The sequence below is a fragment of the Mesorhizobium shangrilense genome, assembly GCF_040537815.1.
Taxonomy (GTDB): domain Bacteria; phylum Pseudomonadota; class Alphaproteobacteria; order Rhizobiales; family Rhizobiaceae; genus Mesorhizobium; species Mesorhizobium shangrilense.
This window is the reverse complement of the sequence record NZ_JBEWSZ010000001.1, coordinates 4,598,789-4,621,703: the sequence shown is the minus strand read 5'-3', so window position 1 is coordinate 4,621,703 and position 22,915 is coordinate 4,598,789. Positions and strand designations below refer to the sequence as shown.

The 22,915-nt window shown below is 64.1% G+C and carries 26 protein-coding genes; 12 read left to right on the top strand and 14 right to left on the bottom strand.

Features of this window, described 5'->3' with window-relative positions; genetic code table 11:
* Window positions 1-87: 87 nt before the first annotated feature.
* On the bottom strand, window positions 88-2,091 hold the full coding sequence (locus ABVQ20_RS22345) for a PhoX family protein (protein ID WP_354461635.1): 2,004 nt from the start codon (window positions 2,089-2,091) through the stop codon (window positions 88-90).
* Window positions 2,092-2,340: 249 nt separating this feature from the next.
* On the opposite strand from ABVQ20_RS22345, the gene ABVQ20_RS22340 reads away from it, so the two are divergent.
* The 4 genes from ABVQ20_RS22340 to ABVQ20_RS22325 all read left to right on the top strand — a co-directional run bounded on the left by ABVQ20_RS22340 (window position 2,341) and on the right by ABVQ20_RS22325 (window position 5,572).
* A complete protein-coding gene (locus ABVQ20_RS22340) occupies window positions 2,341-2,682 on the top strand; it encodes a hypothetical protein (RefSeq protein WP_354461634.1) in 342 nt (113 codons plus the stop codon).
* Window positions 2,683-2,695: 13 nt separating this feature from the next.
* Window positions 2,696-3,394, top strand: a complete 699-nt coding sequence (locus ABVQ20_RS22335; RefSeq protein WP_354461633.1) for a phosphatase PAP2 family protein — start codon at window positions 2,696-2,698, stop codon at window positions 3,392-3,394.
* A 92-nt stretch (window positions 3,395-3,486) separates the two neighbouring features.
* Window positions 3,487-3,744: a helix-turn-helix domain-containing protein gene (locus ABVQ20_RS22330; RefSeq protein ID WP_354461632.1), complete on the top strand. Its 258-nt coding sequence runs from the start codon at window positions 3,487-3,489 to the stop codon at window positions 3,742-3,744.
* A gap of 91 nt (window positions 3,745-3,835) precedes the next feature.
* Complete coding sequence (locus tag ABVQ20_RS22325) at window positions 3,836-5,572, top strand: SulP family inorganic anion transporter (protein ID WP_354461631.1); 1,737 nt, start codon at window positions 3,836-3,838, stop codon at window positions 5,570-5,572.
* A gap of 8 nt (window positions 5,573-5,580) precedes the next feature.
* On the opposite strand, the gene ABVQ20_RS22320 is transcribed toward ABVQ20_RS22325, so the two are convergent.
* The 3 genes from ABVQ20_RS22320 to ABVQ20_RS40515 form a co-directional block, all read right to left on the bottom strand.
* Window positions 5,581-6,099: a hypothetical protein gene (locus ABVQ20_RS22320; protein ID WP_354461630.1), complete on the bottom strand. Its 519-nt coding sequence runs from the start codon at window positions 6,097-6,099 to the stop codon at window positions 5,581-5,583.
* The gene (locus tag ABVQ20_RS22315) at window positions 6,092-6,439 is read right to left on the bottom strand and encodes a hypothetical protein (protein ID WP_354461629.1); all 348 of its coding nucleotides are present in this window, start codon (window positions 6,437-6,439) and stop codon (window positions 6,092-6,094) included. The genes ABVQ20_RS22320 and ABVQ20_RS22315 overlap by 8 nt, the downstream gene beginning before the upstream one ends.
* A gap of 172 nt (window positions 6,440-6,611) precedes the next feature.
* The gene (locus ABVQ20_RS40515) at window positions 6,612-7,223 is read right to left on the bottom strand and encodes a hypothetical protein (RefSeq protein ID WP_435528395.1); all 612 of its coding nucleotides are present in this window, start codon (window positions 7,221-7,223) and stop codon (window positions 6,612-6,614) included.
* 23 nt (window positions 7,224-7,246) lie between these two features.
* Between ABVQ20_RS40515 and ABVQ20_RS22305 the strand changes: the two genes are divergently transcribed.
* Window positions 7,247-7,660: a helix-turn-helix transcriptional regulator gene (locus ABVQ20_RS22305; protein ID WP_354461628.1), complete on the top strand. Its 414-nt coding sequence runs from the start codon at window positions 7,247-7,249 to the stop codon at window positions 7,658-7,660.
* A gap of 21 nt (window positions 7,661-7,681) precedes the next feature.
* On the opposite strand, the gene ABVQ20_RS22300 is transcribed toward ABVQ20_RS22305, so the two are convergent.
* Entirely contained in the window at window positions 7,682-8,338 is a 657-nt protein-coding gene (locus ABVQ20_RS22300; protein ID WP_354461627.1) for a DUF6622 family protein, read from the bottom strand.
* Between the two features lie 126 nt (window positions 8,339-8,464).
* On the opposite strand from ABVQ20_RS22300, the gene ABVQ20_RS22295 reads away from it, so the two are divergent.
* Window positions 8,465-9,325, top strand: a complete 861-nt coding sequence (locus ABVQ20_RS22295) for a LytTR family DNA-binding domain-containing protein (protein ID WP_354461626.1) — start codon at window positions 8,465-8,467, stop codon at window positions 9,323-9,325.
* Between the two features lie 62 nt (window positions 9,326-9,387).
* Here ABVQ20_RS22295 and ABVQ20_RS22290 read toward each other — a convergent pair whose 3' ends face one another.
* Together ABVQ20_RS22290 and ABVQ20_RS22285 are read right to left on the bottom strand one after the other, a co-directional pair.
* A complete protein-coding gene (locus ABVQ20_RS22290; protein ID WP_354461625.1) occupies window positions 9,388-10,332 on the bottom strand; it encodes a CHAD domain-containing protein in 945 nt (314 codons plus the stop codon).
* Entirely contained in the window at window positions 10,329-10,802 is a 474-nt protein-coding gene (locus ABVQ20_RS22285; protein ID WP_354461624.1) for a CYTH domain-containing protein, read from the bottom strand. Before ABVQ20_RS22285 ends, ABVQ20_RS22290 begins: the two co-directional genes overlap by 4 nt.
* Window positions 10,803-10,895: 93 nt before the next feature.
* Here ABVQ20_RS22285 and ABVQ20_RS22280 point away from each other — a divergent pair, with 93 nt between their 5' ends.
* From ABVQ20_RS22280 to ABVQ20_RS22265, 4 genes are read left to right on the top strand one after another with little or no spacing between them, the layout of a single operon-like run.
* Window positions 10,896-11,597, top strand: coding sequence for a CerR family C-terminal domain-containing protein (locus tag ABVQ20_RS22280; protein WP_354461623.1), 702 nt, complete (start codon window positions 10,896-10,898; stop codon window positions 11,595-11,597).
* A complete protein-coding gene (locus ABVQ20_RS22275; protein WP_354461622.1) occupies window positions 11,594-12,544 on the top strand; it encodes an HlyD family secretion protein in 951 nt (316 codons plus the stop codon). Before ABVQ20_RS22280 ends, ABVQ20_RS22275 begins: the two co-directional genes overlap by 4 nt.
* Window positions 12,541-13,476 (top strand): ABC transporter ATP-binding protein, encoded by a 936-nt coding sequence (locus ABVQ20_RS22270; protein WP_354461621.1) that lies wholly within the window; start codon window positions 12,541-12,543, stop codon window positions 13,474-13,476. The genes ABVQ20_RS22275 and ABVQ20_RS22270 overlap by 4 nt, the downstream gene beginning before the upstream one ends.
* Entirely contained in the window at window positions 13,473-14,609 is a 1,137-nt protein-coding gene (locus ABVQ20_RS22265; protein WP_354461620.1) for an ABC transporter permease, read from the top strand. Before ABVQ20_RS22270 ends, ABVQ20_RS22265 begins: the two co-directional genes overlap by 4 nt.
* A gap of 8 nt (window positions 14,610-14,617) precedes the next feature.
* Here the strand turns inward: ABVQ20_RS22265 and ABVQ20_RS22260 are convergent, their stop codons facing one another.
* Window positions 14,618-15,595, bottom strand: a complete 978-nt coding sequence (locus ABVQ20_RS22260) for a threonine/serine dehydratase family protein (RefSeq protein ID WP_354461619.1) — start codon at window positions 15,593-15,595, stop codon at window positions 14,618-14,620.
* 119 nt (window positions 15,596-15,714) lie between these two features.
* Window positions 15,715-16,038, bottom strand: coding sequence for a hypothetical protein (locus ABVQ20_RS22255; RefSeq protein WP_354461618.1), 324 nt, complete (start codon window positions 16,036-16,038; stop codon window positions 15,715-15,717).
* 175 nt (window positions 16,039-16,213) lie between these two features.
* Between ABVQ20_RS22255 and mbfA the strand changes: the two genes are divergently transcribed.
* A complete protein-coding gene (mbfA, locus tag ABVQ20_RS22250) occupies window positions 16,214-17,197 on the top strand; it encodes an iron exporter MbfA (RefSeq protein WP_354461617.1) in 984 nt (327 codons plus the stop codon).
* 157 nt (window positions 17,198-17,354) lie between these two features.
* Here mbfA and ABVQ20_RS22245 read toward each other — a convergent pair whose 3' ends face one another.
* From ABVQ20_RS22245 to ABVQ20_RS22235, 3 genes are all read right to left on the bottom strand, one after another.
* Window positions 17,355-17,699, bottom strand: coding sequence for an antibiotic biosynthesis monooxygenase family protein (locus ABVQ20_RS22245; protein WP_354461616.1), 345 nt, complete (start codon window positions 17,697-17,699; stop codon window positions 17,355-17,357).
* On the bottom strand, window positions 17,696-18,028 hold the full coding sequence (locus ABVQ20_RS22240; protein ID WP_354461615.1) for an NIPSNAP family protein: 333 nt from the start codon (window positions 18,026-18,028) through the stop codon (window positions 17,696-17,698). Before ABVQ20_RS22240 ends, ABVQ20_RS22245 begins: the two co-directional genes overlap by 4 nt.
* Before the next feature lie 89 nt (window positions 18,029-18,117).
* On the bottom strand, window positions 18,118-18,327 hold the full coding sequence (locus tag ABVQ20_RS22235) for a DUF1127 domain-containing protein (protein ID WP_354461614.1): 210 nt from the start codon (window positions 18,325-18,327) through the stop codon (window positions 18,118-18,120).
* A gap of 68 nt (window positions 18,328-18,395) precedes the next feature.
* Between ABVQ20_RS22235 and ABVQ20_RS22230 the strand changes: the two genes are divergently transcribed.
* Window positions 18,396-19,070 (top strand): ArsR/SmtB family transcription factor, encoded by a 675-nt coding sequence (locus ABVQ20_RS22230; RefSeq protein ID WP_354461613.1) that lies wholly within the window; start codon window positions 18,396-18,398, stop codon window positions 19,068-19,070.
* 215 nt (window positions 19,071-19,285) lie between these two features.
* Here ABVQ20_RS22230 and ligD read toward each other — a convergent pair whose 3' ends face one another.
* Both ligD and ku read right to left on the bottom strand, forming a co-directional pair.
* A complete protein-coding gene (gene ligD, locus ABVQ20_RS22225) occupies window positions 19,286-21,796 on the bottom strand; it encodes a DNA ligase D (RefSeq protein WP_354461612.1) in 2,511 nt (836 codons plus the stop codon).
* A gap of 12 nt (window positions 21,797-21,808) precedes the next feature.
* Window positions 21,809-22,675, bottom strand: a complete 867-nt coding sequence (gene ku, locus ABVQ20_RS22220) for a non-homologous end joining protein Ku (protein ID WP_354461611.1) — start codon at window positions 22,673-22,675, stop codon at window positions 21,809-21,811.
* Window positions 22,676-22,915 lie beyond the last annotated feature (240 nt).

The window sequence follows — 22,915 nt, the reverse complement described above, 5'->3', positions numbered from 1 at the left end:
TTTCCCGAGGCTTGAATGATTCGTGCGAAAAAGGGGGACTTCGGATCGCCGAAGTCCCCCTTCCAGATCGCAACGTCTCGCCGGATATCAGACCGCGATCTTGCCGCCGCCCTGCTTGGTGATGGCGACGACCGCCGGCCGCACCGGCATGTCCTGCTTGAAGTCGGGCCAGCGGGTCGACGGGTCCTCATAGTAGGACGGACGGCCGAACGCTTCCCAGTCCTCGCCGCCATCGCCGGGATGCTGGACGGCGACGAAGGCGGTCTGGTCGTCCGGCGCAAACAGCGGGCCGCACATTTCGGCGCCGATCGGCACGCGGAAGAACAGTTTCGAGGTCGCCCGTGCCGCGCCCTCGGTGTCCACCGCCCACAGGCCATCCGTGCGGCCGGTGGCCTTCGGGCCCTGGCCGTCGGTGGCGACCCAGAGACGGCCCGCCGAATCGACCGCGCAATTGTCGGGCATGCCGAACCAGCCATTGGCCGTCGTTGCCGTCGAGAAGGTGGCGCCGACATCGGCCACGGCCGGGTCGCCGCATTTCAGCAGCACCTCCCACTTGCCCTTGGCGGCAGTGAAATCGCCATCGTTCTCGGCGATCTCGATGATATGGCCGAAGGCATTCCCGGCACGCGGGTTGGCGGCATCGACCTGATCGGCCTTGCGCTTCGAATTGTTGGTCAGCATGACATAGACCTTGCCGTTGACGGCATTGGGCTGGATGTCCTCGGGGCGGTCCATCTTGGTGGCGCCGAGCAGGTCTGCGGCACGCCGCGTCTCGATCAGCACGTCGGCTTGGCTGGCAAAGCCGTTTTCGGCGGTCAGCGGGCCCTGGCCGAAGACGATCGGCAGCCATTCCACCGTGCCGTCCTCGGCGAACCTGGCGACATGCAGCGTGCCGTCGTCGAGCAGGTCCTTGTTGGCGTTGCGATCGTTGGCGTTGAAGGTGCCCTTGGTGACGAACTTGTAGACATAGTCAAAGCGCTCGTCGTCGCCGAGATAGAAGACGACACGGCCATCCCTGGCCACGATCGATTCGGCACCCTCATGCTTGAAGCGGCCCATGGCGGTGCGCTTCTTCGGCACGGATGTCGGATCGTCGACATCGATCTCGACGATCCAGCCAAAGCGATTGGGCTCGTTCGGTTCCTTGGCGAGGTTGAAGCGATCATAATGCGCCGCCCATTCATAGGCGCCTTCGGGAATGCCCAGACGCTTGTAGTTGGCGGCTTCCTTGTGACCCTCCGGCAGGTCGCCGGAGAAATAGCCATGGATGTTTTCCTCGGCCATCACATAGGTGCCCCAGGGCGTGACGCCGCCGGCGCAATTGTTGACGGTGCCGAACACCTTGTGGCCGGACGGGTCGGCATTGGTCTTGACACGGTCATGGCCGGCGACCGGGCCCGACAGCGCCATTTCGGTGTTGGAGGTGATGCGGCGGTTGAGCTTGCCGTCTCGGACCACCTGCCATTTGCCCGAGGCCTTGCGGACCTCGACGATGGTGCCGCCATGCGCCGCCATCTCGACATCGACCTGCTCCTTGCTGAGCGGTGCGACCTCGGCCGACTTCTTGCCGTCCTTCTCGACGATCTTGACGATGCCCGGAAACATCAAATGCGGGTTGGTGTATTCGTGATTGACCACCAGCAGGCCATGTTCGGCCGAGCCGTCGATCGGAATGTAGCCGACATAGTCATTGTTGTAGCCGAACTGTCTCGCCTGGGCCTGCGCCGACTGTTTGGTCGGGTCGAATTCCGGCGAATCGGCGAACAGCGGATCGCCCCAGCGCAGCAGCACATCGGCGTCATAACCCGGCGCGACATGATGCTTGTCGTCGATGCCGGCTTCGAGTTCGTCGAACTTGAAGGCCGAGCCTTCGGCGGCGCGAGCATCGTCTGCGGCGATCATGGCCAGCGGGCTGACGGTGGCGGCTATGGCCGCGACAGCCAGGGAACCCCTCAGAAAACCCCGGCGTGAGAACCGCGCGGCGATGATCTCGCCCATGGTGCGGTTGTCGGTCGGGTTGGTGCCCGCGCCTTCGTTTTCCTCGAGCAGGCTGGTGCGGAATCTTGTGTCGGGGGAGCGATCTTCGGTCATAGGCGTGCCTCTGGCTTTTGAGTGGCTGGAGCGGGGGGTGCCTGTTCAACCCCTTATTATCGATCGATCACATTTTCGTGACAATGCCGGGTTCTTTCAACCGCGACTGGCATTCGCCGGGCAAAGCCGCCGGTTGCAGCATTCGGCCGCGGTCTGTCCGGCACCTGGACTTGGCCCGATGGACCTTGCTTGACGTTCCCGCACGGTTCGGAAACAAGGACTGCCAAAACTGTCATTGAGGGGCGAGAAGTGAGTTTTTCCGGATTACTCCAGCTCGGAATTTCAACGGTCATCTTCCTGCTGGCTGCCACGGCGGCAAAGCAATGGGGGCTGGCGCCGAGCCTGGGCAAGATCGTGCTGACGCTGGCGCTCTATTCGCTGGGCAATCTGATCATGCTGAGGCTGATCCGCGAATTCGGCATGTCCGTTTCCTTCAGCCTGTCGGCGGTCATCCAGCTTGTCTCGGTGAACGTCGTGGCGCTTATGTTCTTCGGCGAGCGTGTCAATGCGCTGCAGGCAACCGGCATCGTGCTGGCGATCGCGGCGGTGGCGCTGATCACGCTCGGGCCCTATCTGCAGGGAAGATTGTAGGACGACTGGCCCTATGAAGACTGCCGCACGCACGCTAACCAGCTGGATCGAATTCCCGGTGCTGTTGGCCGGTCTGGTCATCGCCGGCGCGTTGTGGGGTTTCGAGGAACTGATGGAGGTGGCGCGTGCCACCACGCCGCACGCCTTCGACACAGAAATCCTGCTCGCCTTCCGCGAACCGGGCCTGCCAAACAATCCGATCGGACCGCCCTGGCTGGAGGGCGCCGTGCGTGACATCACCAGTCTCGGCAGCGCCAGCGTGCTGGTGCTGATCACGGCTGCGGTGATCATCTATCTGTTGCTGGCGCGCCGGTGGGGAACGGCGCTTTTCATGTTCGTGGCGGTGGCGGGCGGACAAGTGCTGTCGAGCCTGCTGAAGTTCGGGGTCGACCGGCCTCGACCCGAACTCGTCTCGCATCTTGTCAACGAGACGTCGCTGTCCTTTCCGAGTGGCCACGCCATGCTGTCGGCGGTGACTTATCTGACGCTGGGTTCGCTCGCGGCCCGCTTCCTGCATGGCCGGGCGACGAAGATCTATGTTTTGTCGCTCGCCGTGCTGACGACAGTGCTGGTGGGCGTCAGTCGCATTTATCTTGGCGTCCATTGGCCGTCGGATGTGTTGGCCGGCTGGTGCGCCGGCTTCGCCTGGGCGATGCTGTGCTGGTTGGTGGCACGGGCCTTGCAGCGGCGCAAGGTGGTTGACGATGCGTGAGTCCATGTTTGATATATGCATTATGATGCTTGAAACATCATAATGATCGTATTATACATTCATACTGCAGACTCAGACGGGAGTTTCGACCGATGATCACTGCCGCGCAGATGCGCGCCGCAAGGGCGCTGGCCGGCATCGATCAGAAGACGCTCGCCGAGCGCGCCGGGGTTTCGCTTCCCACCATCCAGAGGATGGAGGCAAGCGACGGCGTGGTCAGGGGCGTGGTCGATACGCTGATGAAGGTCATCCAGGCACTCGACGAAGCCGGGGTGGAACTGATCGGCGAGAACCAGACCAGCGAGCGCGGCGGCAGGGGCGTACGTCTCAAGCCAGTCGCGCCGCGCTAAGGCTCCCGCGCTCGGGTCGGCAGAAAAGTCGCGACGGCGACCGCCGACACCCTGCCGACGATCCCGCCGCCTTCAGAGCGGAAGGCAGTCCATGGATCAGGTTCGGCAGACAATCCCTCAACCGGCCCATCAATCGGCGAGACCGACATTTTCAGAACTGTTCACACCGAAGCTGGTGACGGTGCTGCGCGAGGGCTACACGCTCGAGCACTTCAAGGCCGATTTCATCGCCGGGTTGACCGTCGCCATCGTCGCATTGCCGTTGTCGATGGCGATCGCGATTGGCTCCGGCGTGACACCGGAGCGTGGGCTCTACACGTCCATAATCGGCGGTTTCATTATCTCGGCGCTAGGTGGCAGCCGCTTCCAGATCGGCGGCCCGGCCGGCGCCTTCATCGTGCTGGTGGCGGCCACGACTGCGCGCGTCGGCGTCGACGGCTTGCTGCTGGCGACGATGATGGCCGGTGTCTTCCTGCTTGCCATCGGTTATCTCCGCCTCGGCACCTACATCAAGTTCATCCCTTATCCGGTGACGGTCGGTTTCACCGCCGGCATTGCCGTCATCATCTTCTCCGGGCAGATCGTTGAACTGTTCGGGCTCACCTTGCCGGGCAAGGAGCCCGGGCCGTTCGTGCCGAAGCTGATCGCGCTTGGCGAGGCAGCCGGCACGATGAACATCGCCGCCACTTTCGTGGCGGCGCTGACCATCGTCACCATTGCCTTGTTGAAGCGGTGGCGGCCGAAATGGCCGGCCATGCTGATCGCCATTGGGCTGGCGTCGCTCGCCGTGGCGATGTTCGCGCTTCCGGCCGAGACCATCGGCACGCGTTACGGAGGCATCCCGCGCAGCCTGCAATGGCCGGTGCTCCCGCCCGTCAGCCTCGGCCGGATGGTCGACGTCCTGCCGGACGCGATAGCCTTCGCGCTGCTCGGCGCGATCGAATCGCTGCTGTCGGCCGTCGTCGCCGACGGCATGACCGGACGGCGGCACCGATCCAATTGCGAGCTCGTGGCGCAAGGCTTCGCCAACATCGCCTCGGCCCTGTTCGGCGGCATTTGCGCCACCGGCACCATCGCCCGCACCGCGACCAATGTGCGGGCCGGCGCGCATGGGCCGGTCTCCGGCATGATCCACTCGGTCATCCTGCTCGTCCTCATGCTGGTGGCGGCGCCGCTCGCCAGCTACATCCCGCTCGCCGCCCTTGCCGGCGTGCTGGCGGTCGTCTGCTGGAACATGTTCGAAAAGCAGGCCTTCGCCACGCTGCTGCGGGCTTCGCGCGGCGACGCGCTGGTGCTGATGGCGACCTTCCTGATCGTCGTCTTCCGCGACCTGACCGAGGGCATCGTCGTCGGCTTCGTGCTCGGCTCGATCCTGTTCATCGACCGCATGTCCAAGTCCATCGCCGTGGAAGTGGATCAACCGCTGGTGCAGGAAGACATAGCGGATGGTTCGACCGCCTATGATGCCGGCGAGGCGAGCGATGCCAACACCGTCGTCTACCGCATCTCCGGCGCGTTCTTCTTCGGCGCCGCATCCACGGTCGGCACGGTGCTGGACCGCATCGCCGACCAGCGCAAGAACTTCATCCTCGACTGCTCGGCCGTACCGTTCTTCGATTCGACCGCCGCCAATGTCATCGAGGGCGCGGCGCACAAGGCCAGGCGCGCCGGCGTGCGCTTCATCATATCCGGGGCGTCGCCGCGGATACGCCGTATGCTGATCAATCACGGTGTCAAGCGACCGCTGGTGACCTACGCCGCCTCGATCAAGGATGCGCGGGCGCAATTGGCCAGCGAAAGCGCGGGCATGGCTGGCCGTGCCGGTTGATCGGCAGGCTATTGCTGCCGAATCGTCGGATCGAGGATGAGGTCGCGGATCCTTGGTGTCAGGGGTCTCACGATATCCGCGAAGGGACGGCCCTCGGCACGCAACACCATCAGGCCGTCGATCTGTTCGTCGATGGCAGAGATCGTTTCACCCTTCTGCGTGTCGCTTAGCTCCCCCATGTCGGAAATCGCCTTCTTCATCCTGCCGAGGATCGGATCGAGTTCCGCGATCGGGATAGTGGCCAGGAACCCTCGCACGGTCTCGCCCAACGCGACCTCCCAGCTTTCGGCGGTAAAGCCGGCGGCGGCGATCAGCCCCTTGTCGGCCGCGTCGCGTTCGTACCAGTCGGCGGCGATCTCCTCGTCATAGGCGAATTGATCGAATTCAGGCTGAAGAGCCGCGATCAGGCCGACGACGGCGGAGGCATCGCGCGAGGTCAGCGCCACGGCCCGGGAGGTTGGAAATATGATGCCGAGAACCAGTATGAGCGCCCCCACCCGGCATATTGTCGCCGGGAGATCAACCATAACAGTTCTCCGAGATGCCGGCCGGGGTCTTGCCGGCGGCCTGCGACTGCAGCACCGAGCCACCGATCGAGGCGGCCTGGCCGGCAATGACCCCACCATTGCCAGCCAGACCGCCAAGGCCCCCCGCCACTGACAGAACACCGCCAAGCAGGGCCGCATTGGTCTTCGCCTGCGCCGCCTTCTGGGCGGCCTCGGCGCAAGCAGCTTCCTTTCTCGTCGCCTTGTGCTGGATCTTCTTGCTGTTGCCCGCGCTCGGGGCCGGCGATGGTTCAGCCTCGATCTGGCCCGTTTGGCATCCGGCCAACGCGATGGTCAGCGCCAGGAAAATTCTCTTCGTCATGTCGGTCCTCATACCCGGACAGCGGCGCCTGCTTCACGTCGTGATGATCGCCGCTGTCTTGCCCCCCGCGCGGTTCCGTGTTCGGAAGCGCGCCGCAAACTAGGTTCGACGAAAGACGGGTGCTTGGACAAAACGGCCCCAAACACGGCCAAAATGGCCCTGCATTGACGTTTCAGGGGCCTCGGCGCATATCAGCGCCCTCCTGGGCATGGGGGTGCCGATGACTGCGACGATGGGGCCGTCCGCTTCGTTCCGACTGACCACGGACATGGTTCCGGAGCGGGATCGTGTCGAGGTCATGCGTGAGGTCTATGGCCGCACGGTCCTGAAGGTCGACCTTGATCCTCTCGCACCCGCGGAGGTCGACATGCGGGTGCGCGCGTTGCCCGGCCTCGGTATCGCCACCGGCAGCTCCTCGGAATTCAGGGTGCATCACTCGACATCGCTGATCGACAGCGATGATCTCGTTCTTCTGGCGGCGCTCGACGGAATGAGCCTGATGAAGCATCGCGGTCGCGAGGAGCCAGTCGGCAATGGCCAGGCGCTGATGATGAGCGGTGAAGAAGTCGGCCTCAACCTGATCGGCCCCGGTGGGTTTCGCTTCGTCAATATGAGCTTCTCGCTGAAGCAGCTTTCGCCGCTGATCGGCGATCCGGCATCCGTGCTGATGCGGCCCCTGCGGACGGATGCCGGGGCGATGCGGCTGCTGCTCGACTATGTCCAGTCGGTCCAGGATGCCGGCGATACATTGACGGCCGAGGCCTGGCACCTTGCGACGACCCATATCTTCGACTCACGGCGCTCGCTTTGGGCGCGACAAGGGACGCGGCCGAAATCGCCAGGGGGCGCGGCGTGCGTGTCGCCCGGTTGCGGGCGATCAAGGCCGACATCGTCGCCCATGGCGGGCATGTCACCCTGTCGGCCGAGGACGTCGCCGCCCGCCATCGTCTTTCGTCGCGCTATGTACGCAAGCTGTTCGAGAGCGAAGGCACGTCGCTGTCGGATTTCATGCTGCGCCAGCGGCTGGTTCGCGCGCATCGCATGCTCGGCGACATCAGCCATGCCGGCAGCAGCATCACCGCCATTGCCTACGAGGCCGGCTTCAACGACCTCTCTTACTTCAACCGGGCATTCCGAAGACGCTACGACGCCACGCCTTCGGATGTGCGCGCCGCGCTGGCCAGGTCGCTGCGCGCGGCGACGGACGAGGGCAAGCCGTAACCTCTATCCCGCTGGGCAAATCTACAGCGAGTTGGCGACTTCATCCGACCGCCTCGCTTCGTTGCGCAAGAAGCCCGACGGAAGGACGCCGATTGTGCGAGCGATCATCATTGCGGCGAAGAAGCCCGACAGGAAGGCGCTCGCCAGCACGAAACCGGGCACTTCAGCCAGTGCGGGGTCCACGCCCAGGGCGACGCCCTTGGCATAGCGGATGACGATGATGGCAGCGATGAGGGCCAGCGGCACCCAATCGCCCTGCAGCGCCAGCCGGCCGTCGGCGAGCATCGTGGCGGGACGGCGACGCGCCACGGCAATACCCGCCAAGGCGCCGGCCACGGCGCCGCAGGCGAAACCGAGCAGCCCGCTGGCCGAGACACCGGACGAAGCCAGATTGTAGAGTGCAAGACCCGTGATGAGCGCTGGCATGACGAAAAGCCGCTGCGGCGCCACGATGCGAGCCTGGGTCCGTTTCCAGCCGATGAGCAGGGCGTAGAGGATCAGCGGCCACACCCAGATCGGCGTGTGGGACAGTATGCTGGCCGCGCTGGGGACATCTGTCCCGGCGGCAAGGGCACCGCCACTGAAGGCCAGGACGAGGGCACCAACAAGACCGGGAAAGGCCAGCCTGCCGACAGGGACCGAAATCATCCGGCAGCAACGGGCGAGATGAAGGGACATTGCGCATCTCCGTCTGATGTTGAAGGGTTGCCGCCGGCGCGATATCAGCTTGGCGGGTTCGCCTGGCACCATGGCGGCGCGGAGCCGGCGTATCAAACGCCTCTTCGGCAAGGGACGGACGGCTACGTGAAAGACACGCTGTTGCATTCCACGCTTCGCCAAATGCAGGCTTTGCTGTTCTCGCCGCGCTTCTGGGGCGCTCTTGTGGCCGTATCGGCGATCCTTGGTCTCACCGGGCCGTTCGGCACCTACCAAGAGCTCGAGCTTCTGCCGCGCTTCGCTTACTGGCTGGCGTTGGCCCTGGTGACGTTCGTCGCCGGCTATCTGGCCATGCGGCTGACGCTCGGTATTCTATTCGGCAATGCCGGTGCGCAGCCGGTCCGTACCGTGGTGGCCGGCATCGCGGCTGGGGTGCCGGTGACGTTGGTTGTGCTGCTGTTCAACCACGCGCTGTTCGGCGGGCCTGTTCCCCAAGTGGCCGAGGTTGCAAAACTCTTCGTCAATTGCAGTCTGATCGCGGCGGCGATTTCCTTCCTTTCCACCTTGGCCGGCAGAGGCGCGCGGGACGTTCCGGCCAATGCCGATGCACCCGCCACCGAGCCCGCCGGCAATGATGCGAAGGAAGGTCCGCCGGAGCGATCCCCGCCTTCAGTCTCGCCTCCGTCGCAATCCGCGCAATCGGCCCTGAACGACCGGTTGCCGCATGCCATACGCGGAAAGCTCGCCTATCTGTCGATGCAGGATCACTATGTCGAGGTGCACACCGACAAGGGGACGACGCTCGTCCTGATGCGGCTTGCCGATGCCATCCGCGAGGCCGGCGATATTCCCGGCCTTCAGATTCATCGTTCGCATTGGGTGGCGTTGGATGCCGTCACCGGCAACCGGCGCAAGGACGGCAAGCTGTTCCTGAAACTGGGAGAGAGCGTGCTGTTGCCGGTCAGCCGGTCCTATGCCAATGCCGTGCGCAAGGCAGGGCTTGCCTAAAGGCTGATCGGCGGGTTTTGCCTGTGAGGCCTCAGGCGCGTCACTCCGGCCCGCGACAGCGATCAGGCCGCGGCTGGTGTATCCTCTTCATGCATTGTCGCACCAGCCAGATCGTCGCGCGCCTTGCGGGCAAGCTTCCTTGCCGACCGCTTGGGGCTGTCCCCGAACAGCTCGGCGGCCTCTTTAAGACAGGCTTTTTTCAAATGCTTTTCCGAGCGCTTCAGCAGCTTGGCCAGCAGCCGCGTCTCCTTTGGCGGTCCGAGCGGCCGGTCCTCCGCATCGAGAAGGGCGCGCATGACCAGCACATCATGGAGTTCGCCCAGTCTTTCGCCGAGTTCGTCAACCGCCTTGCGCCTGGCCTTGATCGGCGTCGGCCAAAGCCGGCCAAGCAGCGACAGATGCATGCCGTGGGTCTTGGCGGCCTTGCGCAGATCGTGGAAATCGTTGGCCTCGCCACGCGATCCCGCCGTGTCCAGTGCCTTCCTGGCGCGACGCAAGGTAAGGCGGGCGCCCTCGGCCAGTATATCTGCGGCCTGTTCGGGCAGATCGGGCAAGGAAAGCATGGCGATGCGGCTCCTGCCGGCCTCGCAGGCGGCGATTGCGGTGTCGATCGTCGCGGCGAGGTCGTCGCCGGCGTGCAGCGCCTGCTGGCGTGCGACGAGCCGCTCGCGCACCGCATCCAGTCCGCCATCGGCGCAATCTTCCGGGAAAGCCGCTGCCAGCCGGTCGACGGTCTCGATCAGTGCCGTCGCTTCGCGCGGTCCAGCAAGCAGTCCCGCCACATCGCGGTAACACTGGTTTTCGGCCACGCAGAATGTTTCATCCCCGGAATGAACAAGGCGCAGCAACGCGCGCACGTTCTTCAGCCGCTTGCGGCATTTGTGCAGCGCCTGGTCCAGCTGGCCGGGCGCCGCGTCCAGATGGACAAGCGCCTTGCCGATTTCCTCGGCGAGGATACGCCTGACCTCGCCGGTCAACGGCAGGCGCGGATCGATGCGGAAGCTCATGCGGCGATCTCCGGAATCCCCCCGAGGGCGAGCGACGCGTTGTAAAATCCCTGCTCGCCGGTGACTTCGCGGCCGAGCCAGTCTGGCAGCATTTCGTCCTGTACGTCGTCGGGTGTCTCAAGCTCGGCGACCACAAGCCCTGCAAGCGCGCCGCCAAAGACATCGACTTCATAAAGGTAGCCGCCATGCCTAACATGGTGGCGTGTCTTCTCGATGACACGCCCGATGGCGAAAGCCAGCATCTCCTCTGCCTCGGCCAGCGGGATCACATATTCGAATTCGTCGCGCTCCCGGGCCTTGCTGCCGAATTTGAGCGTCAGCTTGGCTGACGTGCCATCGCTGATGCGCACGCGCACCGTACGACCGGGCGCGGCGGCAAGGTAGAATTGCCGGATGCGGATATCCGCCTCGGCCAGCGTCCGCCATGCGACGCCAGAGACCAGGAACTTGCGCTCGATTTCCTTTGCCATGGGCCGGCACTAAAGCGCGCGCTGCCGGAGATGGCAAGTCGAAGATGGTCTAGTTGGATTGACTTTAATCAATCGATTGATTAAATATTTTGTATGAACAAGACAGAAGGCGCTGGGGTTCCATTGCGGGAAACGACGCAACCTCCCGCCGAACCAACGCGCGCGGCCCTTGTCCAGGCCGCGCTCCGGCTTTTCGGCCAGCAGGGCTTTGACGGCACCTCGACACGCGAGCTCGCGGCCGAAGCCAAGGCCAATATCGGGTCGATAGCCTATCATTTCGGCGGCAAGGAAGGGCTTCGCATCGCCACCGCCGACTACATTGTCGAAACGATGCAGAAGATCGCCGGGCAGGCAATCGGCGATCTGCCACCACTGGCGGCGGGAATATCCAGTCGCGAGGCGGCCCAGGCGCAGCTGTTCATGGCCCTGGAGCACATGGTGGGTTTCGTCGTGGTAAGCCCGCAGGCAGGCGCGATCGTGCAGTTCGTGCTGCGTGAGCTCTCGCACCCGACCGCGGCGCTCGATCGCATCTATCAGGGCGTGTTCGAGCCGACGCACCGGCGGCTCTGTCTGATCTGGGAACAGGCGACCGGCGAGCCGGCCGAGAGCGAGACGACCCGGCTCACCGTGTTCACGCTCATCGGTCAGGTCATCTATTTCCGCATTGGCCGCGAGGCCGTGATGCGCCGCATGGGCTGGCAGGCAATCGGCGGCGCCGAGGCAAGCAAGATCGCGGCGGTGGTGACGGGCAATCTCGGCGCCATACTGGCCGCCAGGAAGGGATATGAACCATGAGCTTCCTCTGTTCTCTCCCGCTCGCCGCCCAGCTTTTCAGTGCCTGTTCGCAGGCGCCGCTCGCTGTCGGCTATGTCGAGGGCGATTACGTGCTGCTGGCGCCGATCGAGGTAGCGCAAGTCGAAACGGTGTCGGTGAAGCGCGGCGATCGCGTCATGCCGGGCACGCCGGTGGTGACACTGGAGGATGCCGACGCCAGGATCGCGGTGGCGCAGGCCCAGGCGGCCCTTGCACAGGCCCAGGCGCAACTCGCCGACCTGCAGGTGGGCAAGCGGCCTGAAGAGATCGCCGCGCTCAAGGCCGCCCTCGACATGGCCAAGGCGCAAGCCGCCGACGCCAAGCGCAAATATGACCGCGCCAGCGACCTGTTCAAGCGTGGCGCCGGAACGCAGGCCGACTATGATACGGCCGCCGCCACGCTGGAGACGGCCGACGCGCAGGTCGGCCAGGCCGAGGCCAATCTGGCCGTCGGTGGCTTGCCGGCGCGTCCCGCGACGATCAAGGCCGCCGACAACCAGGTCAAGCAGGCCCAGTCGGCGCTGGACCAGGCGCAGTGGCGGCTGTCGAAGCGCTCGCTCGCCGCACCGTCCCCCGGTCGCGTCAATGATGTCATCCGCAACCCCGGCGACACGGCGGGGCCGACCGCGCCGGTGATCTCCATGCTGCCGGACGGCGCCGTGAAGCTCAGCGTCTACATACCCGAAAGCGCGTTCTCGTCGGTGAAGATAGGCACGATGCTCAGCGTCCGGTGCGATGGCTGCGAGGCCGGGCTCAAGGCGCGCGTCAGCTATGTCTCGCCAGACCCGGAGTTCACGCCGCCGGTCATCTACTCGCTCGAGAACCGGCAGAAGCTGGTCTATCTGGTCGAGGCGCGGCCGGAGGGCGACAAGGGTGTGCTGCAGCCTGGGCAGATCGTCGATGTCGATCTCGCGGATCTCGGAAAATGAACGCCATCGACGTCCACGGCCTGGTCAAGCGCTTCGGCGACAAGACCGTCGTCGACCACGTGACGATGTCGGTGGCCGAGGGCGAGATCGTCGGCTTTCTTGGCCCGAACGGCTCGGGAAAGACCACCACCATCCGCATCATGTGCGGTCTGCTGACGCCCGACGAGGGCGAAGGCACGGTGCTCGGTTTCAACATCCGCACCGACAGCCTGAAGATCAAGCTCGAAGTCGGCTACATGACACAGAAATTCTCGTTCTACGAGGACCTGACGATTGGCGAGAACCTCGAATTCGTGGCGCGGCTCTACCGGTTGAAGCCCGTTGGCGACTATGTCGACAGGACGTTGGAGGAGCTTGGCCTGACCTCGCGCCGCAACCAGCTGGCCGGAACGCTCTCCGGCGGTTGGAAACAGCGGCTGGCACTGGCTGCCTGCATCATGCACAAGCCCAGGCTGCTGCTGCTCGACGAGCCGACGGCGGGCGTCGACCCCAAGGCCAGGCGTGAATTCTGGGACGAGATCCATCGGCTCGCCCGTGGCGGGCTGACGGTCCTGGTCTCCACCCACTACATGGACGAGGCCGAGCGCTGCCACCGGATCAGCTATATTTCCTACGGCAAGATGCTGGCCAGCGGCACCGTGGACGAGGTGGTGAAGAATGCCGGGCTGACAACCTATGTCGTGCAGGGGCCGCGTCTCGATCTGGTCTCGGCGGCATTGGAAGGCCGCGCCGGCGTCGACCAGGTGGCGCCGTTCGGCGCGACGCTGCATGTCGTCGGCTCCGACAAGGCCGCACTTGAAGCAGCTCTCGCCGATGTCGAGAAAGAGCACGAGGGTGTCACCGTGACGCCGGGCGAAACCAGCCTGGAGGATGTCTTCATCCAGTTCATGGCCGGCTCCAAGGACAATATGGCCAAGGATAGTCCGGGATGAACGCCATATTCTCCTTCGCCAGGCTTGGTGCGCTGCTGATGAAGGAATTCATCCAGATGCGGCGCGACCGCATCACCTTCGCCATGATGCTGGGCGTTCCGCTGATGCAGCTGGTGCTGTTCGGCTTTGCCATCAACAGCGACCCAAAGAGCCTGCCGGCGGCACTCGTGGCCATGAGCAACGACCAGTACACGCGCGCCATGGTCTCCGCCCTGCAGGTGACCGGCTACTACCGGTTCGACTATGTCGCTCACAGCGCCGAGGAGGCCGAAGAGCTGATGGCCAAGGGCGCGGTCTCCTTCGTCGTCACCATTCCGGCCGATTTCGCCAGACGGGTCGAGCGCGGCGACAACCCGCAGATCCTGATCGAGGCCGACGCCACCGATCCGTCGGCGGCGAGCGGTGCCGTCTCGACGCTGAGCACCGTCGCCAGCCAGGCATTGCTGCGCGCACAAGGCATGCAGGAAACGGCCGCTGAAAACGCCAGGGGGCAGCTGCAGGTGGTGGTTCACCAGCGCTACAATCCGGAAGGCATCTCGCAATACAACATCGTGCCCGGCCTGCTCGGCGTCATCCTGCAGATGACCATGGTGATGATGACGGCCATGGCGCTGACGCGCGAGACCGAGCGCGGCACGATGGAGAACCTCCTGGCGATGCCGGCAAGCCCGGCCGAGATCATGCTGGGCAAGGTGCTGCCGTTCCTCGTCGTCGGTGCTGTTCAGGTGGCGGTGGTGCTGGTGGCGGCGAAGCTGCTGTTCGCCATCCCCTTCGTCGGCTCGCTGACGCTTCTCCTGTCGGCGGTGCTGGTCTTCGTGCTGTCGCTGGTGCTGCTCGGCTATACGATCTCGACCATGGCGCGCACGCAGATGCAGGCGATGCAGCTGACCTTCTTCTTCTTCCTGCCGTCGCTGCTCCTGTCCGGCTTCATGTTCCCCTATCGCGGCATGCCGGGCTGGGCGCAGGTTCTCGGCGAGATCTTCCCGCTCACGCACTTCCTGCGCATCACCCGCGCGGTCATGCTGAAGGGCGCCGACTTCAATGCGATCGGCGGCGAGATCGCCTGGCTGGTGCTGTTCGTGGCGGTGTTCGCCGGTACCGCACTGCTGCGCTTCCGCCGGACGCTGGATTAGCTTGTCAGCTAGGCTGCGGCCATGATCCGCGCATAGGTGCTGTAGTCGACATTGCCGCCGGACAGCACCACCACGATGCATTTGCCTGACAGCTCGATCTCGCCGGACGAAAGTGCTGCCAGCCCCACGCACCCACCGGGCTCGACCACCAGCTTGAGATAGGCCATGGCGTCGCGCACTGCCTGTTCGGTCGCTGTGTCGGAGACGGCAATGGCGCCGGCGAGGTTCCTGCGGTTGATCTCGAAGGTGATCGCGCCCGGCTCGGCAGTCAGGATCGCGTCGCAGATCGATGTGTGACCCGGTTCGTTCGAAACTCGCGCACCCTTGGCCAGCGATCGGCGGGTGTCGTCGAAATGCTCGGGCTCGACTGCCCAGACGGCCGTGCCAGGCGAAGCGTCCTTGACAGCGACGGAAATGCCGCTGATCAGACCGCCGCCGCCGCATGGGACCACCACCGCGTCGAGGCTCACCCCGAGCGCCTTTGCCTGTGCCGTCAGCTCGAGGCCGATCGTGCCCTGGCCGGCGATGATGGCCGGGTCGTCGAAGGGTGGCACCAGGACCATGCCCTGTTCCATGTAGGGGCGAACGACGGTCATGCGGTCATCGCGAAAACGGTCGAACGGCACCACCTCCGCGCCCATCTTGCGGACATTGCCGATCTTCATCGCCGGCGCGTCGGCCGGCATGGCGATGACGGCCTTGACGCCGAACATTGCCGCCGAGGCGGCCACGCCCTGCGCATGGTTGCCCGACGAGAAGGCGACGACGCCATGGCTGCGCTCCTCTTCGCTCAGCGACGACAGCTTGTTGTAGGCGCCGCGAAACTTGAACGAGCCGGTGCGCTGCAGCGTCTCCGGCTTGAACAGGATACGGGCACCGAAACGCTTGTTCAGCTCCGGCGACTCGATCAGCGGTGTCTCGACGATCAGCCCGGAAAGCCGGGCTGCGGCGTGGCGGATGTCGGCGATGCCGGGAAGCGTGGTCATGGCGGATCCTGCGGAGATGCAATCCGCCCATGGTGCACGGAAAGGGCCGAGCGACGCCAACGAAAAAATGTGACCGTTACAAAGTCTGGGGGGCGCTGCTCCGCGGGCGCCCGCAAGTCTCACCCCAGCAATGCCCGTTGCCGCTTCGTCCCACCCAGCTTGCGCCAGTTGTTGAAACGGTGGGTCGCCGCGGCAAAGGAGATCTTCATCTGCTGGGCGACCGTGTAGCGCGACTTGCCTTCGTCGAACAGCCGGTAGCAGCACTCGACGCCCTCCTCCGTCAGCTTGCCGTCGGGAGCCTTGTTGTGGGGATTGGCGGGATCGAATTTCTCGACCTGCTGTTCGACCAGGCCTTTCAGGCGCTGCAGATCGGCTTCTATGCTGGCGATGAGGTCGAGAACGGGCTTCGGATCAAAGGCTTCTTCATGCGGTTTTGCCGGCATCCGCGAATTCCTTCTTCTTGGTTGATGTTTGCTAATATAGGTGAACATTAACCGATAGTGAAGAGACGGTCACCGCGCCCGACTTCAACAATTCTTGACATCGGCCAACCGTGCGGTTGACCGGGAGCACGTCAAACCCTAGTTTAGAACTATTCTAAACTAGGGTGAATTCCTCATGCTTTCCCGTGTTTTCGGCTTCGGCCGCCGCCCCTTCGAATCGCTCTCGGAACAGGAGATCCTGGCGCTTGCCATCTCATCCGAGGAGGATGACGGGCGCATCTACCGCGCTTACGCCGACGGGTTGTTGGAGCGTTTTCCGCAATCGGCAAAAGTGTTCGAGGAGATGGCCGAGGAGGAGGATAGCCATCGCGACGCGCTGATCGAACTCTTCCGCAAGCGTTTCGGCGAGCGCATCCCGCTGATCCGACGCGAGCATGTGAAGGGCTATTTCGAGCGCAAGCCCGACTGGCTGGTGAGGCCGCTTGGCATCGAGCATGTGCGCAGCCAGGCCGAGGCGATGGAGCGGCGCGCCTATCTTTTCTACGTCGAGGCGGCAAAGCGCACCACCGACGCTTCGACGCGAAAGCTGCTCGACGATCTCGCGGTGGCCGAACAGGGTCACGAAACACTGGCGCAGCGCCTGGAACAAAAGCACGTGCCGGGCGAGGTGAAGGACGAAGAAGCAGCGGCCGAGCAGCGCCAGTTCATCCTGACCTATGTGCAACCAGGATTGGCCGGACTGATGGATGGATCGGTGTCGACACTGGCGCCGATCTTCGCCGCCGCCTTCGCCACGCATGACACCTGGCAGACCTTCCTGGTCGGGCTCGCCGCCTCGATCGGCGCCGGTATCTCGATGGGCTTCACCGAAGTCGCTTCCGACGACGGCAAGCTTTCTGGCCGGGGCTCGCCGATAAAGCGCGGCATCACCACTGGCGTCATGACGTCGGCGGGCGGCCTTGGTCACGCGCTGCCCTATCTCATCCCGCACTTCTGGACGGCGACCGCCGTGGCCGCGGTGGTCGTGTTCTTCGAATTGTGGGCCATAGCCTTCGTCCAGAACCGCTACATGCAGACACCGTTCCTGCGCGCTGCCTTCCAGGTGGTGCTGGGCGGCGCCCTGGTGTTCGCGGCCGGCGTGCTGATCGGGAATGCGTGAGCGGCCTTTTTACCTTCTCCCCCCTGTGGGAGAAGGTGGATTGGCGCGCAGCGCCAAGACGGATGAGGGGTGTTGCAAGGAATGAGGCATTGGTGCTTTCTGGAGCACCCCTCATCCGTCGCCTTCGGCTCCCCCCACAAGGGGAGAAGGGGGAGCTTCACCCATTCACCGCCCGGCTATCCGCGGGCGCCTCGGCTCTTTCCGTCAGCCCATAGTCGCGCACCACGTGCGCGATCCGCAGCCGATAGCCGGCAAAGATACCGCCGCGCCCGGCCTGCTGCGCCTGCCGGTGCTCCTCGGTGTTGCGCCACGCCTTCACCGCCTCCTCGTCGCGCCAGAACGACAGCGACAGGATGCGGTTCGGGTCGACCAGACTCTGGAAGCGCTCGATCGAAATGAAACCGTCGATGCCGTCGAGCAGCGGACGAAGGTTTGCGGCGATGCCCAGATAGGCATCGCGTTTGCCCGCCGCCGGCTCGACCTCGAAGATGACGGCGATCATACTTTCACCAGAGGCGCGTGTGGTCCGGACGCCAGTTTCAGGAACATGCGATCCTCCTTGAGGATGAATCTTTCGCGGCGGGCGAACTCGTAGTTTGCCTTGCCGGCGGGATCGGCGGCAAGCCGTGCGCGATAGGCTTCGTAGGCGGCCAGGCTTTCGATGTTATAGGCGGCATAGGCTGTCGTGGCCGAGCCCTCATGCGGCGCGAAATAGCCGATCAGGTCGGCGCCGCAGCGCGGAATGGCCTGGCCCCAGTTGCGGGCATATTCCTCGAACGCCGTTTTGCCGAACGGGTCGATCTCGTAGCGGATGAAGCAGGTGATGGTCATGGTCGTCTCCTTGAGCGTGTCTTGCGTCGACAATTCGAGCGGCGTCGAAGCTTCCGGTGGGCGGATCTGCTAGGCAATTCCCTGGCTGGTCATGTCCGCCAGAAGGACTTCGCGCATTCGCGACGCACGTCCTGCGGCGTCAGGCCAAGGTCGCGCAGCAGGTGGTCGTCGATCTCGGCGAGGTCGCGACGCTGCAGGTGGCGGTCATACCACCGGGCCAGCAGCCGCGAGCGGAACCAGGTGACGAACGGGAGCGATCGGCGGCTTTCGAACGGTGCGGAGGTGGAAGCGGGCGTCATCGTCGTCTCCTTGATCTGGCCGGAGAATAGTGATTATCTGACAAGAATGCTTCGATGGAGAACGAACTATGCGTGAGGGACCCGACATTGCCCGCATCGCCAGCCTGGTCGGTGACCCCGCCCGGGCAAACATGCTGACCGCGCTGATGGGCGGCACGGCGCTGACCGCAAGCGAACTGGCGCTCGAAGCCGGCGTGTCGCTCCCGACAGCCAGTTCGCATTTGTCAAAACTGATGGAGGGCGGCTTGCTGACGTTGGCCAGCCAGGGGCGGCATCGCTACTACGGCCTCGCCGGCCCGCAAGTGGCCGGCATGATCGAGTCCATCATCGGGGTTGCCGCGTCGGTCGGCCCGCAGCGTGTGCGGCCAGGCCCGCGCGACACGGCCATGCGCGTGGCCCGCGTCTGCTACGACCATCTCGCCGGCGAGCAGGCCGTGGCAATGCTCGACCGCCTTGTCGCCAAAAACGTGCTGGTCCGAGACGACAACGAGATCAGCCTGGCGCCGTCGGCCGCATCGCATTTCGCCGCCATCGGCATCGATGTCTACACCAAGCCGCGGCGGCCTGTCTGCCGCGCCTGCCTCGACTGGAGCGTGCGGCGCTCGCACCTCGCCGGCACGCTGGGCGCCGCCATCCTCGACAAGATCCTCGCCGAAAAATGGGCCCGCCGTGAGAAGGATAGCCGCGCGGTGATCTTCTCGCCGCCGGGCAAGCAGGCGTTTGAGAGGGTGTTTCTGGCTTGATGGTCTGCGGAGACGTCGGCGGGACAGAGCCCCTCTCTGTCCTGCCGGACATCTCCCCGACATGGGGGGAGATCGGACGTCACACCAGCTTTTGCCAATCTCCTGCGGTGCAAGGAGTGCGAAGCGCCGAAGCTGCCAATCTCCCCACTCGTGGGGGAGATGGCCGGCAGGCCAGAGGGGGCGCGAAGGATCGCTACGCTGACAAATTGCGCTGCCTACCCCCGCTTCAGCACCTTCCCCTGCTTGAAGAAATCCGCCCACGGATCGGCTTCCGCCAGCCGCTTCAACGTCGTCTTGTCGCCCATCGGGAACGCGTTCGGCGCCAGCCCGGCCTCGATCTCCGCCCAGGTCACCGGCATCGACACGGTGGCGCCCTTCTTGGCCCGCGACGAATAGGGCGCGACCGTCGTCGAGCCCCTTCCATTGCGCAGATAGTCGACGAAGATCTTTCCCGTGCGCGCCTTCTTCGACAGCGTCGCTGTGTAGCGGTCTGGCGCGCCTTGCTCCAATGCCTTGGCAAAATCATGGGCGAAGGTTTTAACCTGATCCCAATCCGCCGAAGGTTTCAGCGGCACCAGGACATGGTAGCCCTTGCCGCCCGAAGTCTTGACGAAGTTTGGCAGCGACAGCTCGTCAAGCTTGCCCCTGATATCGAGCGCCGCCTCGCGCACTGCCTTCACGTCCACGCCTTCATCGGGGTCGAGATCGAAGATGATCTGGTCGGGCTTCTCCAACTCGTCGACGGTGCAGCCCCAGATATGGATCTCGACCACGCCGTACTGCACAAGCGCGGCGACGCCATCGAAATCGCGGATGAACAGGATCTCCTCGCCATCCGTCGGGTCTTTCATCCGGGCGATCTTGTCGTTCATGCCGGCCGAGGCGTGCTTTTGGAAGAAACGCGGGCCGCCGACGCCTTCTGGCGCCCGCACAAGGCTGAGCGGCCGGTTCACGACGAACTGTTCCATGCGCGGCCACACAAGCGCGTAATGGTCGAGCAGTCCCTGCTTGGAGATGTTTTCCTCGGGCCACAGCAGCTTGTCGGGATGGGAAAGCTTTACCGTGGTGGTCATCGCTCCGGCGGGTTTGGCCGCACTTGGCGCCGACCTTGTCTTGGCCGGCCCTTTGCCTGTCGCTGCCTTTGGTTTTTCCTGCACGACTTCCTCCGCCGGCTTGTCCTCGCGCAACCCCTGGAACGAGGCATGGCGTATTATACGGTCGGACGTCCAGCTGCGAAACTCCACTTCGCCGACAAGCTCAGGCTTGACCCAGACCAGGCCCTTGCCTTTCGGCACGGCGGCATCGAAGGGCGATGACTCTGCCTTCAGCGCGTCGAGTCTTGTCTTCAGATCAGCAGCGCCTTTGGTGGAGAACCCGGTGCCGACGCGACCGGCATAATGCAGCTTGCCGTCTTCGTGATAGCCGACCAGCAGCGAGCGCAGCCCACGTCCTGTCTTTTCCGACGGCAGATAGCCGCCGATGACGAATTCCTGCCGCGCCGTGCATTTCGACTTCACCCATGACCGGCCGCGCCCGCTGCGATAGGGCGCATCGGCGCGCTTGGAGACGACACCTTCCAGCCCCATGCGGCAGGCATGCTCCAGCATGACCTTGCCGGGTTCGGCGAAATGGTCGCTGAAACGGATCGCGGGATTTTCGGCTTGCTTGCCGAGCAGTTCCTGCAAGGCCTGCTTGCGCTCGACCAGCGGCTCGCCACGCAAATCCCGGCCGTCGAGCCGCATCAGGTCGAAGACATAATAGATGAAGCGGTTGGTTCGATTGGCGGACAGGTCCTGCTGCAGCAGCGAGAACGAGGACACACCGCTGTCGGCCAGTACGACGATCTCGCCATCGATGATCGCATCGCTGCATGTCAACGCCGCGAGTTCCGCGACGATCTCGCCGCCGAATTTCTCCGTCCAGTCGAGACCGGTGCGAGTCAGCAGCCGCACATCCGTGCCGGCGATTTGCGCCTGCATGCGATAGCCGTCAAACTTCACTTCGTGCAGCCAGTCCTTGCCCGGCGGTGCGTCCCGCTCCAGCGTCGCCAGCTGCGGCTCGATGAATTCGAGTTTGCGGCCTGCGGTTTTTTCCTTCCCGGCGGCCGACTTGTTGGAATGCCAGACCTTCGGCTTCTGGCCTCCGGCGGTCTTGCCCTCGCCGACCTCCTCGATCGTCAGGCCGGATTTCACCGATTCCGGCGCTTCCTTGAGAATGTCCTCGCCGGGACGTGCGGCGGCATCATCCGACTTGATCAGCAGCCAGTTTTCACGTTTCTCGCCGGCGCGGGGCTTCAGCCGCACCAGGTGCCACAGACCATGCAGCTTGTGGCCGTGCAGCTCGAAGCTGATATGGCCCTTCTTCATCGCCTTGGCCGGATCCATTTCGGGAACCCAGGTTCCTTCATCCCAGACAATGACCGAGCCGCCGCCATATTCGCCCTTGGGAATGATGCCCTCGAACGGCGCGTAGTCGATCGGATGGTCCTCGACATGCACGGCCAGCCGCTTCTCATGCGGATCGAGGCTCGGGCCGCGCGTCACCGCCCAGCTCCACAGCACGCCGCCGTGTTCGAGGCGAAGGTCGTAGTGCAGCCGGGTCGCCGCGTGCTTGTGGATGACGAAGATGCCGCCCGCCTTGGCGTTCTTGCCGCGCGCGACCTTGCCTGCCGGCTCGGACGTCTTCTTGAAATCGCGCTTGGAATGATACTGATCGAGGCTGGCCATCGCTTCGCGTCCTCAGGCCGATTTGCGGTTCGACGCGCCGGCTTTCGGCTTGGCGCGTTTGGCCGCCGGTTTGGTTTTCGACGATGCAGCCTTCGCGGAGCCTGCATCCGCCGAAAGGCTCTTCTTCAGCGCATCGAACAGATTGACGACGTTGGAGGGCTTGGGCGCTGCCTTGGCCTTGGGCGCCTTGCGTCCCGCTTTCTTGGCGCGGATCAGTTCGAGCAGGGCGTCTTCGTATTTGTCGTCGAACTTGGAAGGATCGAACGTCGCCTTCTTTTTGTCGATGATGAGTTCGGCGAGATCGGTCATCTCCTGGTCGGTCTTCACCGCCTTGATATCGCCGAACACGGTGTCAGGCTGCCGCACCGTGTTGTCGTAGCGCAGCGTCGTCAGCACCATGCCCTTGCCCAGCGGCTCGATTACCACCGGGCGTTCGCGGCTGTAGAGCACGATGCGCGCCAGCCCCGCCATCTTCTTGCCCGCCATTGCGTCGCGGATCACGGCAAACGCCTCCTCCGACACCTTGTCGGCCGGCGCAACATAATAGGGCGTGTCGAGATAGATCTGCTGGATCGAGGCTTTGTCGACAAAGCCGTCGAGCGCCATCGTGTGCGAGGATTCGATCTGGACGGCCTCGATCTCGTCCTCCTCGATATGGATGAAATCGCCGTCGTCCTCATAGCCCTTGATCTCGTCGCCGTCGTCGAGCGGCTTGCCGGTCTCGGAGTCGACATAGATGCGTTTCACCGTGTTGCCGGTCTTGCGGTTCAGCACCCGGAACGAGACCTTCTCGGTGTGGGTGACGACATTGGTCAGCTCGACCGCACAAGTGACCAGCGAAAGCTTCAGATAGCCCTTCCAGGCAGGACGCGGCGCCATGACAAATCCTCTCCGTGAGAGGCGAGAACGGGCAAATTCCCATCCAGTTCCGGCCCGACGTTTCGGCAAGGCCGGCCACACGAACCGCAAGGCGGAGAATTTTCGCAGCCGTCGAAAAAACTGAAACAAAATCGCGCGCAGGCGACATTAAAACGAAACATATGTGATGCAAAAGTCACAGCGGCCGGAATGCAGCCTTACTGCACGGAAAGACCCCGAAACAGCCGCATTCCAGCCACG

Bases quoted from the DNA above. Each gene is read 5' to 3' on its own strand.
- ABVQ20_RS22345 (WP_354461635.1), bottom strand. From the start codon at position 2,091: ATGACCGAAGATCGCTCCCCCGACACAAGATTCCGCACCAGCCTGCTC.
- ABVQ20_RS22335 (WP_354461633.1), top strand. From the start codon at position 2,696: ATGAAGACTGCCGCACGCACGCTAACCAGCTGGATCGAATTCCCGGTG.
- ABVQ20_RS22330 (WP_354461632.1), top strand. From the start codon at position 3,487: ATGATCACTGCCGCGCAGATGCGCGCCGCAAGGGCGCTGGCCGGCATC.
- ABVQ20_RS22325 (WP_354461631.1), top strand. From the start codon at position 3,836: ATGGATCAGGTTCGGCAGACAATCCCTCAACCGGCCCATCAATCGGCG.
- ABVQ20_RS22320 (WP_354461630.1), bottom strand. From the start codon at position 6,099: ATGGTTGATCTCCCGGCGACAATATGCCGGGTGGGGGCGCTCATACTG.
- ABVQ20_RS22315 (WP_354461629.1), bottom strand. From the start codon at position 6,439: ATGACGAAGAGAATTTTCCTGGCGCTGACCATCGCGTTGGCCGGATGC.
- ABVQ20_RS40515 (WP_435528395.1), bottom strand. From the start codon at position 7,223: ATGGGTCGTCGCAAGGTGCCAGGCCTCGGCCGTCAATGTATCGCCGGC.
- ABVQ20_RS22300 (WP_354461627.1), bottom strand. From the start codon at position 8,338: ATGTCCCTTCATCTCGCCCGTTGCTGCCGGATGATTTCGGTCCCTGTC.
- ABVQ20_RS22290 (WP_354461625.1), bottom strand. From the start codon at position 10,332: ATGAGCTTCCGCATCGATCCGCGCCTGCCGTTGACCGGCGAGGTCAGG.
- ABVQ20_RS22285 (WP_354461624.1), bottom strand. From the start codon at position 10,802: ATGGCAAAGGAAATCGAGCGCAAGTTCCTGGTCTCTGGCGTCGCATGG.
- ABVQ20_RS22280 (WP_354461623.1), top strand. From the start codon at position 10,896: ATGAACAAGACAGAAGGCGCTGGGGTTCCATTGCGGGAAACGACGCAA.
- ABVQ20_RS22275 (WP_354461622.1), top strand. From the start codon at position 11,594: ATGAGCTTCCTCTGTTCTCTCCCGCTCGCCGCCCAGCTTTTCAGTGCC.
- ABVQ20_RS22270 (WP_354461621.1), top strand. From the start codon at position 12,541: ATGAACGCCATCGACGTCCACGGCCTGGTCAAGCGCTTCGGCGACAAG.
- ABVQ20_RS22265 (WP_354461620.1), top strand. From the start codon at position 13,473: ATGAACGCCATATTCTCCTTCGCCAGGCTTGGTGCGCTGCTGATGAAG.
- ABVQ20_RS22260 (WP_354461619.1), bottom strand. From the start codon at position 15,595: ATGACCACGCTTCCCGGCATCGCCGACATCCGCCACGCCGCAGCCCGG.
- ABVQ20_RS22255 (WP_354461618.1), bottom strand. From the start codon at position 16,038: ATGCCGGCAAAACCGCATGAAGAAGCCTTTGATCCGAAGCCCGTTCTC.
- mbfA (WP_354461617.1), top strand. From the start codon at position 16,214: ATGCTTTCCCGTGTTTTCGGCTTCGGCCGCCGCCCCTTCGAATCGCTC.
- ABVQ20_RS22245 (WP_354461616.1), bottom strand. From the start codon at position 17,699: ATGATCGCCGTCATCTTCGAGGTCGAGCCGGCGGCGGGCAAACGCGAT.
- ABVQ20_RS22240 (WP_354461615.1), bottom strand. From the start codon at position 18,028: ATGACCATCACCTGCTTCATCCGCTACGAGATCGACCCGTTCGGCAAA.
- ABVQ20_RS22235 (WP_354461614.1), bottom strand. From the start codon at position 18,327: ATGACGCCCGCTTCCACCTCCGCACCGTTCGAAAGCCGCCGATCGCTC.
- ABVQ20_RS22230 (WP_354461613.1), top strand. From the start codon at position 18,396: ATGCGTGAGGGACCCGACATTGCCCGCATCGCCAGCCTGGTCGGTGAC.
- ligD (WP_354461612.1), bottom strand. From the start codon at position 21,796: ATGGCCAGCCTCGATCAGTATCATTCCAAGCGCGATTTCAAGAAGACG.
- ku (WP_354461611.1), bottom strand. From the start codon at position 22,675: ATGGCGCCGCGTCCTGCCTGGAAGGGCTATCTGAAGCTTTCGCTGGTC.